Source organism: Anoxybacillus kestanbolensis, assembly GCF_001996285.1.
GTDB lineage: Bacteria > Bacillota > Bacilli > Bacillales > Anoxybacillaceae > Anoxybacillus > Anoxybacillus kestanbolensis_A.
This window is the reverse complement of record NZ_MQAD01000015.1, coordinates 21,290-37,872: the sequence shown is the minus strand read 5'-3', so window position 1 is coordinate 37,872 and position 16,583 is coordinate 21,290. Positions and strand designations below refer to the sequence as shown.

General features: G+C 42.1%; 16 protein-coding genes and 1 other annotated feature (1 of these 17 cut by a window edge). Of the genes, 13 read left to right on the top strand and 3 right to left on the bottom strand.

The window, feature by feature from the left end:
• Positions 1–111 precede the first annotated feature (111 nt).
• The 4 genes from BO219_RS09710 to yajC are packed head-to-tail and all read left to right on the top strand — an operon-like array spanning position 112 to position 2,812.
• Positions 112–318, top strand: a complete 207-nt coding sequence (locus tag BO219_RS09710; RefSeq protein ID WP_012574396.1) for a DUF2905 domain-containing protein — start codon at positions 112–114, stop codon at positions 316–318.
• A gap of 24 nt (positions 319–342) precedes the next feature.
• A complete protein-coding gene (gene queA, locus BO219_RS09705; protein ID WP_077429382.1) occupies positions 343–1,374 on the top strand; it encodes a tRNA preQ1(34) S-adenosylmethionine ribosyltransferase-isomerase QueA in 1,032 nt (343 codons plus the stop codon).
• 20 nt (positions 1,375–1,394) lie between these two features.
• On the top strand, positions 1,395–2,534 hold the full coding sequence (gene tgt / locus BO219_RS09700; protein ID WP_006320469.1) for a tRNA guanosine(34) transglycosylase Tgt: 1,140 nt from the start codon (positions 1,395–1,397) through the stop codon (positions 2,532–2,534).
• Positions 2,535–2,548: 14 nt separating this feature from the next.
• Positions 2,549–2,812 (top strand): preprotein translocase subunit YajC, encoded by a 264-nt coding sequence (gene yajC, locus BO219_RS09695; RefSeq protein ID WP_077429381.1) that lies wholly within the window; start codon positions 2,549–2,551, stop codon positions 2,810–2,812.
• 25 nt (positions 2,813–2,837) lie between these two features.
• Here the strand turns inward: yajC and BO219_RS09690 are convergent, their stop codons facing one another.
• Positions 2,838–3,212: a TIGR04086 family membrane protein gene (locus tag BO219_RS09690; protein ID WP_035019982.1), complete on the bottom strand. Its 375-nt coding sequence runs from the start codon at positions 3,210–3,212 to the stop codon at positions 2,838–2,840.
• Between the two features lie 85 nt (positions 3,213–3,297).
• On the opposite strand from BO219_RS09690, the gene BO219_RS09685 reads away from it, so the two are divergent.
• Positions 3,298–3,951, top strand: a complete 654-nt coding sequence (locus tag BO219_RS09685) for a DUF421 domain-containing protein (protein WP_216366179.1) — start codon at positions 3,298–3,300, stop codon at positions 3,949–3,951.
• Here BO219_RS09685 and spoVB read toward each other — a convergent pair whose 3' ends face one another.
• Entirely contained in the window at positions 3,952–5,475 is a 1,524-nt protein-coding gene (gene spoVB, locus BO219_RS09680; protein WP_077429379.1) for a stage V sporulation protein B, read from the bottom strand.
• A gap of 85 nt (positions 5,476–5,560) precedes the next feature.
• On the opposite strand from spoVB, the gene BO219_RS09675 reads away from it, so the two are divergent.
• The 7 genes from BO219_RS09675 (at position 5,561) to dtd (ending at position 14,806) form a co-directional block, all read left to right on the top strand.
• On the top strand, positions 5,561–5,839 hold the full coding sequence (locus BO219_RS09675) for a post-transcriptional regulator (RefSeq protein ID WP_216366178.1): 279 nt from the start codon (positions 5,561–5,563) through the stop codon (positions 5,837–5,839).
• Between the two features lie 95 nt (positions 5,840–5,934).
• Positions 5,935–8,181, top strand: a complete 2,247-nt coding sequence (gene secDF, locus BO219_RS09670) for a protein translocase subunit SecDF (protein WP_077429378.1) — start codon at positions 5,935–5,937, stop codon at positions 8,179–8,181.
• Positions 8,182–8,263: 82 nt separating this feature from the next.
• Positions 8,264–9,157 (top strand): cation diffusion facilitator family transporter, encoded by an 894-nt coding sequence (locus BO219_RS09665; RefSeq protein ID WP_077429377.1) that lies wholly within the window; start codon positions 8,264–8,266, stop codon positions 9,155–9,157.
• A 53-nt stretch (positions 9,158–9,210) separates the two neighbouring features.
• Entirely contained in the window at positions 9,211–11,571 is a 2,361-nt protein-coding gene (gene recJ, locus BO219_RS09660; protein ID WP_077429376.1) for a single-stranded-DNA-specific exonuclease RecJ, read from the top strand.
• Complete coding sequence (locus BO219_RS09655; RefSeq protein WP_004889284.1) at positions 11,537–12,049, top strand: adenine phosphoribosyltransferase; 513 nt, start codon at positions 11,537–11,539, stop codon at positions 12,047–12,049. The genes recJ and BO219_RS09655 overlap by 35 nt, the downstream gene beginning before the upstream one ends.
• Before the next feature lie 103 nt (positions 12,050–12,152).
• Complete coding sequence (locus BO219_RS09650; RefSeq protein WP_077429375.1) at positions 12,153–14,351, top strand: RelA/SpoT family protein; 2,199 nt, start codon at positions 12,153–12,155, stop codon at positions 14,349–14,351.
• A 14-nt stretch (positions 14,352–14,365) separates the two neighbouring features.
• Positions 14,366–14,806 carry a D-aminoacyl-tRNA deacylase gene (gene dtd, locus BO219_RS09645; protein ID WP_077429374.1) on the top strand — a complete coding sequence of 147 codons (441 nt, stop codon included), beginning with the start codon at positions 14,366–14,368 and terminating at the stop codon, positions 14,804–14,806.
• A gap of 36 nt (positions 14,807–14,842) precedes the next feature.
• On the opposite strand, the gene BO219_RS14675 is transcribed toward dtd, so the two are convergent.
• Positions 14,843–15,016 carry a hypothetical protein gene (locus tag BO219_RS14675; RefSeq protein WP_006320494.1) on the bottom strand — a complete coding sequence of 58 codons (174 nt, stop codon included), beginning with the start codon at positions 15,014–15,016 and terminating at the stop codon, positions 14,843–14,845.
• Positions 15,017–15,148: 132 nt separating this feature from the next.
• Here BO219_RS14675 and BO219_RS09640 point away from each other — a divergent pair, with 132 nt between their 5' ends.
• The gene (locus BO219_RS09640) at positions 15,149–16,420 is read left to right on the top strand and encodes an N-acetylmuramoyl-L-alanine amidase family protein (RefSeq protein ID WP_077429373.1); all 1,272 of its coding nucleotides are present in this window, start codon (positions 15,149–15,151) and stop codon (positions 16,418–16,420) included.
• 52 nt (positions 16,421–16,472) lie between these two features.
• Positions 16,473–16,583 (top strand) — a binding site (T-box leader); it runs 117 nt beyond the window's last position.

Below are 16,583 nucleotides of genomic sequence, written 5' to 3'. Positions count from 1 at the left end.
CAAAGAAACGAGAGTAGCTTCGGCAAAATCGGGCGCGATGAACAAGGAAGGAAACATAGACTTTTATAGGTTTCTTATAAAGTCTTGTAAGTTTTCTGTAACGGTGCCGCAATGACGAACCTACCAAAAACAATCATGCTGATTGGTGTCGTTCTTATCATCGTCGGTTTTTTGATGCAATTTGTGAAACTTGGTCGATTACCAGGAGACATCGTCATCAAAAAAGAAAACGCAACATTTTATTTCCCGATCATGACATCTGTTATTTTAAGTGTCGTTTTATCGCTTATTTTTTATATTATCGGCCGTTTTCGTTAATACAATAAAGAAAGGGACGCGAATATGAAAATCGATTTATTTGATTTTTATTTACCAGAAGAACTCATTGCACAAACTCCGCTTCCGAATCGTGAAGCATCACGCCTTATGGTGCTCGATAAAAAAACAGGCGAAGTGACACATGAGCCAACATTTCGTTCTATTTTATCGTATTTGAAAGAAGGCGATTGCCTTGTTTTAAACGATACGCGCGTATTGCCAGCCCGACTATATGGAGAAAAAGAAGAAACAGGGGCGCATATCGAAGTGCTTTTATTGAAACAGCTCGATGGCGATCAATGGGAGACGCTTGTCAAGCCAGCGAAGCGTGTAAAAGTTGGAACGATCATCTCATTTGGTGACGGTCGTTTACGTGCGGAATGTGTCGCGGAGCTCGAACATGGTGGACGCATTCTTTCGTTTTCGTATGATGGTATTTTTCTTGAAGTGCTTGAGTCGCTTGGCGAAATGCCGCTTCCTCCTTACATTAAAGCACAACTTCATGACCGCGAACGATATCAAACGGTTTATGCTCGTGAAGCAGGATCAGCTGCGGCTCCGACAGCAGGGTTACATTTTACAGAGCAACTTCTTGAAGATGTACGGAAAAAAGGGGTACATCTCGCCTTCATTACGTTGCACGTCGGATTAGGGACGTTTCGTCCTGTGAATGTAGAAAACATTGAAGAACATGATATGCATGCAGAGTTTTATCAAATGTCAGAACAAACTGCGCAATTGCTGAACGATGTGAAAGCGCAAGGCGGACGTATTATCGCTGTTGGGACGACTTCAACACGCACGTTGGAGACGATTGCATCCCGTCACGATGGAACGTTTGTCGCTGAAAGCGGTTGGACGGACATTTTTATTTATCCGGGTTATACGTTTCGTGCAATTGACGGCATGATTACAAATTTCCATTTGCCAAAGTCGACGCTCATTATGCTCGTTAGTGCGCTAGCAGGTCGAGAGCATGTGTTGCGCGCTTATGAAGAAGCAGTAAAAGAGCGTTATCGGTTTTTTAGCTTTGGCGATGCAATGCTCATTATATAAGTTGAGAAAGGGGACTATATGTGACACCAATTCGTTACGAACTCATTAAAACATGTAAACAAACGGGGGCGCGCCTCGGTATTCTTCATACGCCGCACGGCTCGTTTGAAACACCGATGTTTATGCCTGTCGGTACACTTGCGACTGTAAAGACGCTTTCACCTGAGGAATTGAAGGAAATGGGAGCAGGCGTCATTTTAAGTAACACATATCATTTATGGCTTCGACCGGGGCATGATATCGTCAAAGAAGCAGGCGGGCTCCATTCCTTTATGAATTGGGATCGCGGTATTTTAACGGACTCTGGTGGATTTCAAGTATTTAGTTTAAGTGAGTTTCGCCGCATTGAAGAAGAGGGAGTATATTTCCGCAACCATTTAAATGGCGATAAACTATTTTTATCGCCAGAAAAAGCGATGGAAATTCAAAATGCGCTTGGATCTGATATTATGATGGCGTTTGACGAATGTCCACCGTATCCTGCTACGTATGAGTATATGAAGCGGTCAGTTGAGCGAACGAGCCGTTGGGCGGAGCGGTGCTTAAAAGCGCATCAGCGTCCGAATGAGCAAGGACTATTCGGCATTGTGCAAGGCGGGGAGTTTGAAGATTTGCGCAAACAAAGCGCGCAAGATTTAGTGTCGCTCGATTTCCCAGGATATGCAGTCGGCGGCTTGTCCGTTGGTGAACCGAAAGAAGTAATGAATCGGGTGTTAGAGTTTACAACGCCATTATTGCCAGCGAATAAACCGCGTTATTTAATGGGAGTTGGCTCGCCAGATTCTCTCATCGATGGGGCGATTCGCGGTATCGATATGTTTGACTGCGTACTACCGACGCGCATTGGTCGCAATGGGACAGTGATGACAAGCGAAGGTCGCGTCGTCATTAAAAACGCCAAATATGCGCGCGATTTTACACCGCTTGACCCGAATTGCGATTGTTATACTTGCCGTAATTATACAAGGGCGTATATTCGTCATTTAATTAAATGCGATGAGACATTCGGTATTCGCCTAACCTCTTACCATAATGTGTACTTTTTGATAAAATTAATGGAGCAAGTGCGACAAGCGATTCGCGAAGATCGCCTTGGCGATTTCCGAGAACAGTTTTTTGAACAATACGGTTTCAATAAGCCGAACGCGAAAAACTTTTAGAAAGGGGTGAAAATATGGAGACGTTAGCAAGCTTATTACCGCTTATTTTATTCTTTGCGATTTTTTACTTTTTGCTTATCCGCCCGCAACAAAAACGCCAAAAGGCTGTTCAACAAATGCAGGCAAATTTGCAAAAAGGAGACAAAGTCATTACGATTGGCGGATTGCATGGCATCATCGATTCACTTGATGAAAATACGGTCGTTATTCGCGCGGGCGACGGTTCGCGCCTTACATACGATCGTGCGGCTATTCGTGAAGTCGTCAATGAAAAATAAGACAGGTTTGTTGCCTGTCTTATTTTTATGCGCTTCGTGAGCGAGATGTCGCTACGTTGACGCCGATCATTCCGCCAATGATGGCTGTGATGAGAAATCCAGCATGGTATCCCCATTGTTCAATTGAAAACGTTTGATCCATGCCGAGAAATTGAAATAAAAAAATGATGGTTGTAAAAATGACACCCGTTGCCCCGCCAAGCATCCAGCCGCGCGTTTTCCCTTTTCCACCTGCAATAAACCCACCAAAAAACAATGATAAAAATGCGAGGCCGTGCATCACCCATTGCAATGATGTTTCGTCATAACTTGTCAACTTCAACAAAAGAGCGAATATAAAGCTGCATATGATAGCACTTATAAAAATTGTTATAACCCCATAAAAAATAGCACGAATCATTCGTAACCCTCCTTCCTGCATTTAGTACAAACATATTCGGTTGTCTATTTGTTTAGAATAAAAACGTAGCAACAAACGAGGAGGAATGAATGTGGAGTACGTCACGATTATTTTTCGAACGTTACTATTGTACGGTGTCATTTTATTTATTTTTCGTATGATGGGAAAGAGAGAGATCGGGGAGTTAAGCATTTTAGACTTAGTTGTGTTTATCATGATTGGGGAAATGGCCGTCATTGCAATCGAGCAGCCGAAAGATCCGATTTTTCACACGGTCGTACCGATGATTGTATTGACAACCGCTCAAATTGCTTTTGCGTATTTTTCTTTAAAAAGTGAAATGTTTCGCCGCCTCGTCGATGGATCACCGACGGTCATTATTAACAACGGAAAAATCGATGAAAAAGCGATGCGAAAGCAAAGATACAATTTTGATGATTTACTTATTCAGTTGCGGGAAAAAAATATTAAAAACGTTGCTGATGTCGAGTTCGCCATTTTAGAGCCGTCTGGTAAACTGTCTGTATTTGAAAAAGAAAGAGGAAAAAAGGAAACACCGTCTTTAGCGTTGCCGCTTATTAAAGACGGCGTCATTCAAGAAGAACATTTAGCGCTCATCAATCGAACAGCTGCATGGTTAATCGAACAACTAAAAAAACGTGGATATGAGCAGATCGATCACATTTCATATTGTACATATGAAGATGGAACGTTTTATATTGATGAAAAAGATGAGTGATTAACGAAATAATTGGCGGAACTCATCTTTTTCAATGAGCCGAAACGATTGAGCAAGAGCGAGATATACGAACGCCATAACTGTGATTGCGACAATTGTTTTTGTAAGCAATGAAAATGGCAAAAGCGGAACGAGCCAATGTCCAACTGTTCCAACAGAAACGATGACGAGAAAATGGGCGATGTATTGTTTAACGTATAAAGAGAGTGATATAGCTTTCACGATCGTTGCTGCATGTAATAATGTAACAACCATGATGCCAACGGTGATGGCGAGCGCAGCCCCCATAATGCCGAGCGATGGTTGAGAGGCGAGCCAAAAAATAAGTGCTGTTTTCACGATGGCACCGATCAAACTATTTGTCATCGCCTCTTTCGCTAAGTCGAGTGCCTGCAACACAGCTTGCAGTGGGCCTTGCAAGTAATAAAAGATGAAAAACGGAGCCATCACTTTAACAAAAATTGCAGCTCCATTCGCACCATACATCAATTGCATTATTTCTTCCGCCAATACGTACAACACAACAATCGATAGCCCTCCAGCTAAAAGGGATAGCCGCACAGCTTGATGCAAACGATACTCGATGAGTCGGTGTTGCTTTTGAGCAGCCGCTTCACTAATAGCCGGAACGAGTGAAGTGGCGAGCGCATATGTAATAAATGATGGAAGCATTAAAAGGGGCAGGGCGTATCCAGTCAGCTCCCCATATTGTTTTGTCGCATGGGTTGCAGTGATGCCAGCAAGCGCCAAACTTTGTGCCACGACAATTGGTTCAAAAAACCAGGCGATTGATCCAATCATTCGGCTCCCAAGCGTAGGTACAGCAATGCGCATAAGTGAAACGAACGTATCCTTTCCTTCCTTTACGTAAGCGAAAAAGCGATAACGAATGCGAATCGGCTTTTTTCGTTTAAACGTAATGAATAAATAAACGAGCGATACAAACTCCCCAACGACCGCAGAAACCATCGCCCCTGCTGCGGCATATTCGATACCATACGGCAAAAAAGCGGTTGTAAAAGCAGCGATAAGCGTGATGCGGACCGCTTGTTCAAGCAATTGAGAATACGCATATGGTTTCATTTGCTGTCTTCCTTGAAAATATCCCCGCAAAACGGAAGATACAGCGACGATTGGGACGACTGGTGCAATGGCAACGAGCGGATAATAAACGCGTGCATCTGTAAATAACGTTTGAGAAAGAACAGGCGCAATGGCAAGTAGAGCTGGAAAAAAGATCATACTTAAAACAATTGTAATGGATAAAGACACGACTAATATTTTTTTTACTTTTCGTCTGTCGCCCACCGCTTCTGCTTCGGCGACAAGTTTTGAAATGGCGACAGGGAGGCCGAACTGTGTAATCGTAATGGCTAATACAAGTGTCGGAACTGCCATCATATATAAACCGACGCCTTCTTCACCAATGAGACGAGCAACGACGATGCGATTAATAAAACCGAGTATGCGCGTCAACAATCCTGCAACAATTAAAATGATCGTTCCTTTCAAAAATTTGGACATGTTCCTCCCTACCTTCTCAAATGAGGTCATCTTTTATACAATGAAATATATGCACATGTTGGCCAAGCATGACAAAATGGGGGAGATGAATGTGGATCGAAAACAATTAATGCCAGCGCTACAGAGTAAAGTAGATGAACTAAAATTGCTCGGTTATGAGCAAGCGACGATTGAAGATGTATGGAATTGTTTGATGGTGAAAAAATGGAAAAAAAACAAAGAAGAAAAGCGGCTGTTTGAACTTGTTAACGACATTTTATCATTGCGTGCAAGTGATTACATGGCATATGTCGTTCAAAAGGAACAAAAACATGATCATTGGTTTACAGAAGAAGGGCTTTCGGAGTTAGAACAATTGTTTTAATTGTTCGTTTGGAAATTGACAGAAAGTGTACTGTCATTCATAATTTGTTTTGTTGGTAAAAATTCTGGTAGATACCAGAATAGAGGAGGATTTTTATGGTAAAACGTAGTCGCATCATTGCTTTTTTCCTTCTTGTCGTTTTACTAGGCGGCATGATGGGAACAACAGCGGAGAAAATTGTAAAAAACATCAAACTCGGCTTAGACTTGCAAGGTGGCTTTGAAATTTTATATGAAGTGAAGCCGACAAAAGAAGGAGAAAAAATTACGAAAGACGTGTTGCTTAGCACAGTTAGTGCCCTAAATAAACGCATTAACGTGCTTGGGGTGAGCGAACCACGCATTGACGTAGAAGGAAACGATCGTATTCGCGTTCAATTAGCAGGAGTGAAAGATCAAAATAAGGCCCGTGAAATTTTATCTACAGAGGCGAAGTTAACATTTCGCGATGTACACGATAACGTGTTAATGGATGGGAGCGACCTCGTTGAAGGGGGCGCGAAACAAACGTTTGACGATAAAGGGAAACCAAGCGTTGCCATTCAATTAAAAGACGCCAACAAGTTTAAAGAAGTGACACAAAAAGTATTAAGTATGGCACCGAACAACGTGCTTGTCATTTGGCTCGATTTCAAAGAAGGTGTTGACTCATACGCAAAAGAAGTAGGAAAAGAGCATCCGAAGTTTATTTCGGCAGCACAAGTGAACGAAGTGTTCAACCAGACAGACGTTTCAATCGTTGGAAATTTCACTGTTGAAGAAGCAAAACAATTAGCTGATTTATTAAACGCAGGAGCGCTCCCTGTTGAGTTAAAAGAAATTTATTCAACATCGGTCGGTGCCCAGTTCGGTGAACAGGCGTTACAAAAAACAATTTTTGCTGGCATTATCGGCATTGCCCTTGTCTTTTTGTTTATGCTCATTTTTTATCGTCTTCCAGGAATTGTCGCTGTTGTTACATTAAGTGTATATATTTATCTGATCTTACTTGTTTTCGATTGGATGAATGGTGTATTGACGTTACCGGGCATTGCGGCACTTATTTTAGGTGTTGGGATGGCAGTCGATGCAAACATTATTACATACGAGCGCATCAAAGATGAATTAAAGCTCGGAAAATCGCTCATGTCAGCATATCGCATCGGTAATCGCGGTTCTTTCGGCACGATTTTAGATGCAAACATTACAACGATCATTGCCGGTGTTGTTTTGTTTGCGTACGGGACGAGCTCTGTTAAAGGATTTGCGACAATGCTCATTATTAGCATTTTAGCGAGCTTTATTACAGCGGTATATGGTACGCGTCTCTTGCTCGGTTTGCTTGTGAAAAGTCGCTTATTCGATAAAAAACCACATTATTTTGGCGTTAATCCAAAAGACGTGTTAGATATTGCGAAAGTGACAGATGATACAGATGTGCCGACGAAGTTTGCACGTCTTGATTTTGTGAAACGAAGCAAACTATTTTTCATCATTTCAGGGGCCATGTTTGCTATCGGGCTTGTATTATTGCTAACGGCTAAATTAAATTTAGGAATCGATTTCTCTAGTGGTACGCGCGTTGATTTAATGAGCGAAAAATCATTAACGACCGAAGAAGTGAAGCAAGAGTTAAAACAATTGCAACTCGAACCGAAAGATATTGTCCTGTCTGGCAATAACAACGAAATGGCGATTGTGCGTTTTCTCGGGGTACTTGATCAAAAAGAAATTTCAAAGTTAAAATCGCATTTTAAAGAAAAATACGGGGTAGAACCGAACGTAAGTACCGTATCGCCGACAGTCGGAAAAGAATTGGCGCGCAATGCGTTTATTTCCGTACTCATTGCATCTATCGGTATCATCATTTACATAACGGTTCGCTTTGAAATGTATATGGCGATTGCAGCTATTGTTGCGCTATTGCATGATGCGTTTTTTATCATCGCGTTCTTCAGCTTAACACGTTTAGAAGTTGATTTAACATTTATCGCTGCTGTGTTAACGATCGTAGGTTATTCCGTTAACGACACAATTGTCACATTTGACCGCATTCGCTATTTGATGAAAAAGCGGAAAGTAAAAACGGTTGACGATTTAAAAGATGTCGTCAACAAAGCGTTACAACAAACATTTGGACGCTCTGTAAATACGGTTTTAACCGTTGTGTTTACTGTTGTCGCACTTTTATTGTTCGGTAGTGAAGCGATTCGCAATTTCTCATTCGCATTGCTTGCTGGTTTAATTTCCGGCACATATTCTTCGCTTTTCATTGCTGCACAGCTGTGGCTCGTTTGGAAAGCAAAGCAATTGAAAAAAGGAAAGCAAAAACGCGACCAACTAGAAGCAGAACCAGAAGTATAACGTCGTGGCGCATGCCGCGACGTTTTTTCGTGGCGTGAATAGGATACACTAAAAAAAACAAAAGGGAAAGGAAGCGAATGGGGTGAATGAACAAGCGCGCTTTCGCCAAGCTCAATTTGCCGCGATGGTTGGTGTTGTTGGCAACGTTGTTTTAGCAGTTATCAAAGGATGGATTGGGATGATCGCAAACAGTAAGGCGCTTATGGCTGATGCGGTACATTCCGCTTCTGACGTAGCAGGCTCACTTGCGGTATGGATTGGGTTACGGGCGGCAAAACAACCGCCTGATGACGATCATCCGTATGGACACGGGAAGGCGGAATCGATTGCTGCCATTATTGTCGCGGTTTTGCTTTTTCTCGTCGGAATAGAAATTGGAACATCTTCTTTTTCTTCATTTTTTCACCCGATTGAACCGCCGAAAATGATAGCTGTATATGCGGTCATCTTATCCATCATCGTAAAAGAAGCGATGTTTCGCTATAAATATGCGTTAGGGAAAAAAATTAAAAGCGATGCGATTATCGTTAATGCGTACGAGCATCGTTCGGATGTTTTTTCTTCGATTGCTGCATGCATTGGCATTGTTGCCGCGATGTTAGGTGAAACATTACATGCACCATGGCTCGTTTATGCAGATCCCGTTGCAGGGCTATTCGTTTCGCTCCTCGTTTTAAAAGTGGCGTGGCAGTTAGGAGCAGAGTCGATTCATCATGCGCTTGATCATGTGTGGCACGAAGAAGAGACGGTGAACTTGCGCGAAGCGGTTTTGTCATTTTCTGAAGTGAAACGCATTGATTCACTTTATGCTCGTCAACATGGGCATTATGTTGTTGTCGATTTAAAAATTGCTGTGTCACCACATTTAACAGTTTTAGAAGCGCATGAGATCGGGAAAAGGGTGAAAGAAAAGCTACTGACGTTTCCGCAAGTGCATAATGTGATGGTGCATATTAATCGGTACGATGAACAATGAATTGCCCCTCAGCCTATTGTTTTGTATAATAAAAAGGTTGAGGGGTGAATGACATGTTAGCATCGAAAACCCGTTGGAATATTCAACAAGTAAACGAGCAACAAGTGCAAATGATTGCGCAAGCGCTACATATCACTCCGCTCGTTGCCTCATTGCTTGTTAGCCGCGGCTACCATACCGTTGAAGCCGCTCGTTCTTTTTTTGAGCGAAAGCAATCATTTCACTCACCATTTTTATTAAACGATATGGAAAAAGCGGTTGAGCGAATAGAGAAAGCGATTACAAACGATGAACATATTCTCGTTTTCGGTGATTATGATGCCGATGGAGTAAGCAGTACAGTCGTCATGGTCAGCGCATTACGAGAAAAAGGAGCGAATGTGTCTTTTTACATTCCGAATCGTTTTACAGAAGGATACGGACCAAATGAACAAGCGTTTCGACTAGCAAAACAACAAGGTGTTTCGCTTATCATTACAGTCGATACAGGCATTTCTGCTTTACATGAAGCCAACGTAGCGAAACAGCTTGGGATCGATTTAATTATTACCGATCATCATGAACCTGGTCCGGTACTACCGGAAGCGTACGCAACGATCCATCCGAAAATAAGCCCGAATTATCCGTTTAAACATTTAGCTGGCGTCGGCGTAGCATTTAAGCTTGCTCATGCGCTTATCGGGCGCGTGCCGTATGAATGGTTGGACGTTGTTGCAATCGGGACAATTGCCGATCTCGTTCCGCTTCAAGACGAAAACCATTTACTCGCTCGGTTGGGCATTGAACAATTTCGTCAAACGAACCGTCTCGGTTTACAGGCACTTTGTAAACAATGTGGCGTATCACATACAGCGGTGACAGAAGATACGATTGCTTTCATGATCGGTCCGCGCGTTAATGCCGCCGGACGTCTCGATTGCGCTGATCCAGCTGTTCAGCTGTTGTTGACGACAGATGCACACGAAGCGGACATGCTAGCGGAGCAAATTGATGCAATGAACCGCGAACGTCAACAACTTGTTAACGAGATAACCGAAGAAGCGATTCAACTTGTCGAGCAACATTATAGAGATGATCGTGTATTAGTTGTGGCGAAAGAAGGATGGAATGTCGGTGTTATTGGCATTGTGGCATCTCGTTTAGTCGAAAAGTTTTATCGTCCGACGATCGTGTTAAGCATTGATCAAGAAAAAGGAATAGCCAAAGGATCAGCGCGAAGTATTGAGGGATTCGACTTATTTGCGAACTTGTCAAACTGTCGCGATATTTTGCCGCATTTTGGCGGGCATCCGATGGCGGCCGGAATGACGCTTTCTTTTCATGATGTAGATGAATTACGTCGTCGCCTAAACGAAGCAGCGGAGCAACAATTAACGGACGAACATTTCATTCCTATCACTCACATCGATTTATGTTGCTCCATCCCAGACGTTTCGCTTGAACTTATCGAACAAATGAATCGGCTTGCACCGTTTGGAATGGGGAATCCGAAGCCGCGTGTCCTTTTCCAACATGTGCAACTCGATACGTTGCGAAAAATTGGAACGGATCAAAACCACTTAAAACTGTTGTTAACGGAAGACGGAAAAACGTTAGAAGCGATCGGATTCGGTTTTGGCAACATCGGTGACGAAATTGCACCGAACGTTCGTCTTTCGATCGTAGGGGAACTTGCTATTAACGAATGGAACAACTTTCGAAAGCCGCAGTTAATGATTCAAGATATAGCAGTGAATGAGTGGCAATTGTTTGATATGCGTCACATTCGTCATCCAAGTAAGTTCATGGCATCGCTACCGAAAGAAAAGCGGTTATTGATCGCTTTTCATCGCGACACAGTAGACGCATTGCAATTGTCGGCATATGCAGATGAAATTGTATATGTGTCGCACGAACAAGAAGCGGTAATTGATGTAGGTGGAAAGTATATTGTTTTTCTTGATTTGCCTCCGTCACAGCAAATCGTTAAAGTTTTATTAAGTTGTAGTTTACCTGAACGCATTTATGCGTTATTCTATCAAAGGGAGAATCACTTCTTTAGCGTATTGCCAACGCGTGAACATTTTAAGTGGTTATATTCCTTTTTGCATAAGCGTAGCCCGTTTGATGTGCGACGTTACGCTGATGACTTAGCTCGCTCGCGCGGATGGACAAAAGAAACGATTTTATTTATGATTCAAGTGTTTAAAGAGCTTGGCTTTATAACTGTTGAAAACGGAATCGTTTCTTTAGCTCGCGATGTCCAAAAACGGGATTTAACGGAATCGCCTTCTTACCGATTGAAACAAGCGCAGGCAGAGCTCGAGCATATGTTTTTATACTCATCTTATTCCCAACTGAAACGTTGGTTTGATTCATTGTATGAGGAGGAAAATGTCAATGGATTTAAAACAATACGTCACGATTGTTCCTGATTTCCCAAAACCAGGCATTCAATTTAAAGATATTACAACAATTATGGATAAAGGGGAAGTGTACAAGTACGCAACAGATCAAATCGTCAATTACGCACGTGAAAAGAAAATTGATGTCGTTGTTGGACCAGAAGCGCGTGGTTTTATTATCGGTTGTCCAGTTGCTTATGCGCTCGGTGTTGGATTTGTTCCTGTCCGTAAAGAAGGAAAATTACCTCGCGAAGTCATTCGTGTCGAATACGGTTTAGAATACGGCAAGGATGTATTAACGATGCATAAAGATGCGATTAAGCCAGGTCAGCGCGTCCTTATTACAGACGATTTGTTAGCAACTGGCGGAACAATTGAGGCGACGATTAAGCTCGTTGAACAGCTCGGCGGCATTGTCGCTGGGATTGCATTTTTGATTGAATTAACATATTTAGAAGGTCGCGAAAAGTTGAAAGGATACGATATTTTAACGCTAATGCAATTTTAAGGAAGGAGGGGCAAAACGCTCCTCTTTTTCGCATCATTGCTCTTTACATTTGAGAAAATTTTCATGATAATATTGTCAATACGTTTAAAACAAAGGTGATTGCATGGCAAATGAACAAGTATTAACGGCAGAACAAGTAATTGAAAAGGCGAGCCGTTATTTGTCGAAGGAAGATGTACAGTTTATTGAACGGGCATATGAGTTTGCAAAAGAAGCGCATCGCGAGCAATATCGGAAGTCTGGGGAACCATACATCATTCATCCGATTCAAGTGGCAGGGATTTTAGTCGATTTAGAAATGGACCCTGCGACAATTGCGGCTGGATTTTTACATGATGTCGTTGAAGATACACATGTGACGAAAGAAGATTTAGAAAGAGAATTTGGAAAAGAAGTAGCGATGCTCGTTGATGGTGTAACGAAGCTCGGAAAAATTAAATATAAATCGCATGAAGAACAACAAGCAGAAAATCATCGCAAAATGTTTTTAGCGATGGCGCAAGATATACGAGTCATTTTAATTAAGTTGGCGGACCGTTTGCACAACATGCGCACATTAAAACATTTGCCGATCGAAAAACAACGCCGGATTGCGAATGAGACGCTTGAAATTTTTGCTCCGCTTGCCCATCGGCTTGGAATTTCAAAAATTAAATGGGAGCTTGAAGATACAGCGCTCCGTTATTTAAATCCGCAACAATATTATCGCATCGTCAATTTGATGAAGAAAAAGCGGGCAGAACGTGAGCAATATTTAGAAGAAGTCATCCAAGAAATGCGTGCACGGTTACAGGAAGTCGGGATTCAGGCCGAAATTTCTGGACGTCCAAAACATATTTACAGCATTTATCGGAAAATGGTGTTGCAAAATAAACAATTTAACGAAATTTACGATTTGCTCGCTGTGCGCATTATCGTTGAAAGTATTAAAGATTGTTACGCTGTTCTCGGCATTATTCATACGTGTTGGAAGCCGATGCCGGGACGTTTCAAAGACTATATTGCCATGCCGAAGCCAAATATGTATCAATCGCTTCATACGACCGTTGTCGGACCAAAAGGCGAACCGCTTGAAGTGCAAATTCGGACGTTTGAGATGCATCATATTGCGGAATTTGGAATTGCTGCCCATTGGGCGTATAAAGAAGGAAAGACGATTCGACCGAATACGTTTGAAGAAAAACTAGCATGGTTTCGCGAAATTGTTGAGTGGCAAAACGAAACGAACAACGCAGAAGAGTTTGTCGAAACGTTGAAAATGGATTTATTTTCCGATATGGTGTTTGTTTTTACGCCAAAAGGTGATGTCATTGAGCTTCCAGCCGGTTCGGTGCCGATTGATTTTGCGTATCGCATTCACTCAGAAATCGGAAATAAAACAATTGGAGCAAAAGTGAACGGAAAAATGGTTCCGCTCGATCATCCGCTTCAAACGGGAGACATCGTTGAGATTTTGACGTCCAATCATTCATATGGCCCAAGTCAAGATTGGTTAAAAATCGCCCAAACATCACATGCGAAAAATAAAATTCGCCAATTTTTCAAAAAGCAACGCCGTGAAGAAAACGTTGAAAAAGGAAAAGAGCTTGTCGAAAAAGAAATTCGCAACATGGGTTTTGATGTCAAAGAAGTGCTCACTGTTGAAAATATGAAACGGGTAGCGGAAAAATTTAATTTTGCTAACGAAGAAGATATGTATGCTGCTGTTGGATATAACGGCATTACCGCTGCTCAAGTCGCGCATCGTTTAACTGAAAAGTGGCGAAAACAACGCGATTTAGAAGAACAAGCGAAACGCTTGTCGGACATGCTCCAAGAGGCGAAAACCATCACACCAATGAAAAAACGCGATTTTGGTGTATGCGTGGAAGGAGTAGATAATTTACTTATTCGTTTGTCACGTTGTTGTAATCCGGTGCCTGGTGATGAAATTATCGGTTTTATTACAAAAGGACGTGGCGTTTCTGTTCATCGTGCCGATTGCCCGAACGTGCTTGTTGAAGAAGCAAAAGAGCGACTTATTCCTGTGCAATGGGAGAGCGGGGCAAACTGTCAACGGGAATATACAGTCGACATCGAAATTACTGGATATGATCGACGTGGCTTGCTGAACGAAGTGTTGCAAGCTGTCAATGAGACGAAAACGAACATTTCTGCTGTATCTGGAAGAACGGATCATCGTAATAAAATGGCAACGATTCATATGACGATTTTTATTCATAACGTAAGTCATCTTCAAAAAGTGGTGGAGCGCATTAAACAAATTCCAGATATTTATTCAGTTAGACGGATCATGAATTAGAAAGGGTTGTCGCCATGAGAGTTGTCGTTCAACGCGCAAAAGATGCAAAAGTCACAGTAGCTGGCGAAGTAGTCGGAGAAATTGATTTTGGGCTTGTTTTGCTAGTTGGCATTACGCATGATGATACGGAGGAAGATGCAGCATTTGTTGCCGATAAAATTGCTCATTTGCGCATATTTGAAGATGAACACGGAAAAATGAACGTATCCCTTTTAGATGTTGGTGGAGCGATTTTATCAATTTCGCAATTTACGCTGTACGGAGACTGTCGCAAAGGAAGAAGACCGAACTTTATGGATGCTGCAAAACCGGAGCATGCGAAACAAATATATGAAGCATTGAATGAACAATTACGCCAAAAAGGAATTCGGGTGGAAACGGGCATATTCGGAGCGATGATGGATGTACAACTGACAAACGTTGGCCCGGTGACGCTTATTGTTGAAAGCAAATAAAAACCGTGCTCGCATGTGGACGAGCCCGGTTTTTTCTTATCCTCGTGCTAAATGTTTTTTTATTTTTTGTACGTCACGGAGGGTAAGGCCGAATTCAGAAGCGAGTTCAAACGATGTGAGCTCATTTTCTTTTTGAATAAATGAATGAAAATCGACGTGCATAAGTGGGGATTGTGAATGAATAAATTCCCCTTTTTCACTATGGCGCATGATCAATCTCCTTTCGCATCAAATGTCTTTCGTATTATTCCCAATTTTTCTACCTTTTCATTCAAAGAAGGATTTTGTTTATTTGTGAAGAAATAAAGTAGCGACCATTGACAACGTAGGAGGATGTACAGCATGAAAAAAACGTTCGTGGCTTCATTGTTCATTTGTTGTTGTTTCTTGATGATCTTTCAAACAGCATCAGCAGCAATGAACGTGCGCATCGTTGTTGACCGATTAAACGTACGAACAGGTCCGGGATTAACATTTCCGGTGCAAGGAAAAGTAGCGAAAGGAAAGCAATATGCTGTCGTTCAAAAGCGAGGGGAATGGCTGCAAATTCGGCTCGCTTCGAATCGGACAGGTTGGGTGTACGGCAAATACGTGCAAATGCAAAACGAACAGATGGAAAAGAAAAAACAAATACAACAACTTGTTGTATGCCAAGCAGACGGATTACGACTTCGTAAAGGACCAGGAACGACGTATGCGATCATCGGGTATGTCAATCGTAACGAAAAAGGAACGGCAACGATGATACAAGGGGATTGGATGTATGTGCGTTGGGATGGAAAAGAAGGTTGGGTGCATCGCTCATACATAGCAAATGTTGAAAAAAACACAGAACAAAATACAGAACAAAATGCAGAACAAAATACATACGTCCAAATGTTATATGACAATACAAATATTCGTTCTGCTGCTTCAACACAGTCCTCTATCATTACTAAAGCAAAACGTGGCGACCAGTTTGCAGTCATTCGAAAAGAAGGACGATGGTACGTCATACAAGTAGATGCACAAACGATCGGTTATGTCGCAGAATGGATCGTTCAAGTAACAAAGAAACCTGCGCCTTCTCAAAAAACGATTGTAGGGAAAACGATTGTCATTGACGCAGGGCATGGTGGAAAAGATTATGGGGCGACTGGAGTCAACGGAACAATTGAAAAAATGTTAACGTTACAAACGGTATTGTTGTTAGGTGAAAAACTAAAACAAATGGGGGCGAACGTCATTTTCACACGCGAAGATGATCGCTTTTTATCGCTTAGTGAGCGTGTCTACATAGCGGGGAAACATCAAGCAGATGCGTTTATTAGCATTCATTACGATAGCGCATTAAACCGCACGGCAAGTGGTTTAACGATATATTACTATAAATCAATTGATCGTTCGCTCGCTAATGCGATGTTTGATCCGCTGAGCCGTCTAACAGGCATTCAGCAACGCGGGGTTCGAAGTGGCAATTACCATGTGTTGCGTGAAAATAGTCGCCCTTCTGTATTGCTTGAACTTGGCTATTTAAGCAATCCGAATGAAGAGTTGTTTGTTATGTCACAAGACTATCAACAAGCAGCGACAGAGGCGATTTGTAATGGATTGCTTCAGTATTTCGGAAAATAAGGCCATCTTGACAAATGGTTTGTTCGTACGTAATATAAAAAGAAAATTCAACATCTCGCCGATGATGGAGAAAAGTAGTTAAGAGTACACATGGCCAGAGAGGAAATGCCATAGGCTGGAAGCATTTCTCCATGATGACTTAACGAACGAACACTCCGTAGGT

What these genes read in the sequence shown, in the direction of transcription:
- BO219_RS09640 (WP_077429373.1), top strand. Translation starts at nt 15,149, where the DNA reads ATGAAAAAAACGTTCGTGGCTTCATTGTTCATTTGTTGTTGTTTCTTG.
- BO219_RS14675 (WP_006320494.1), bottom strand. Translation starts at nt 15,016, where the DNA reads ATGCGCCATAGTGAAAAAGGGGAATTTATTCATTCACAATCCCCACTT.
- BO219_RS09650 (WP_077429375.1), top strand. Translation starts at nt 12,153, where the DNA reads ATGGCAAATGAACAAGTATTAACGGCAGAACAAGTAATTGAAAAGGCG.
- BO219_RS09675 (WP_216366178.1), top strand. Translation starts at nt 5,561, where the DNA reads ATGAATGTGGATCGAAAACAATTAATGCCAGCGCTACAGAGTAAAGTA.
- BO219_RS09690 (WP_035019982.1), bottom strand. Translation starts at nt 3,212, where the DNA reads ATGATTCGTGCTATTTTTTATGGGGTTATAACAATTTTTATAAGTGCT.
- secDF (WP_077429378.1), top strand. Translation starts at nt 5,935, where the DNA reads ATGGTAAAACGTAGTCGCATCATTGCTTTTTTCCTTCTTGTCGTTTTA.
- BO219_RS09685 (WP_216366179.1), top strand. Translation starts at nt 3,298, where the DNA reads ATGAATGTGGAGTACGTCACGATTATTTTTCGAACGTTACTATTGTAC.
- spoVB (WP_077429379.1), bottom strand. Translation starts at nt 5,475, where the DNA reads ATGTCCAAATTTTTGAAAGGAACGATCATTTTAATTGTTGCAGGATTG.
- recJ (WP_077429376.1), top strand. Translation starts at nt 9,211, where the DNA reads ATGTTAGCATCGAAAACCCGTTGGAATATTCAACAAGTAAACGAGCAA.
- BO219_RS09710 (WP_012574396.1), top strand. Translation starts at nt 112, where the DNA reads ATGACGAACCTACCAAAAACAATCATGCTGATTGGTGTCGTTCTTATC.
- BO219_RS09655 (WP_004889284.1), top strand. Translation starts at nt 11,537, where the DNA reads ATGGATTTAAAACAATACGTCACGATTGTTCCTGATTTCCCAAAACCA.
- queA (WP_077429382.1), top strand. Translation starts at nt 343, where the DNA reads ATGAAAATCGATTTATTTGATTTTTATTTACCAGAAGAACTCATTGCA.
- yajC (WP_077429381.1), top strand. Translation starts at nt 2,549, where the DNA reads ATGGAGACGTTAGCAAGCTTATTACCGCTTATTTTATTCTTTGCGATT.
- dtd (WP_077429374.1), top strand. Translation starts at nt 14,366, where the DNA reads ATGAGAGTTGTCGTTCAACGCGCAAAAGATGCAAAAGTCACAGTAGCT.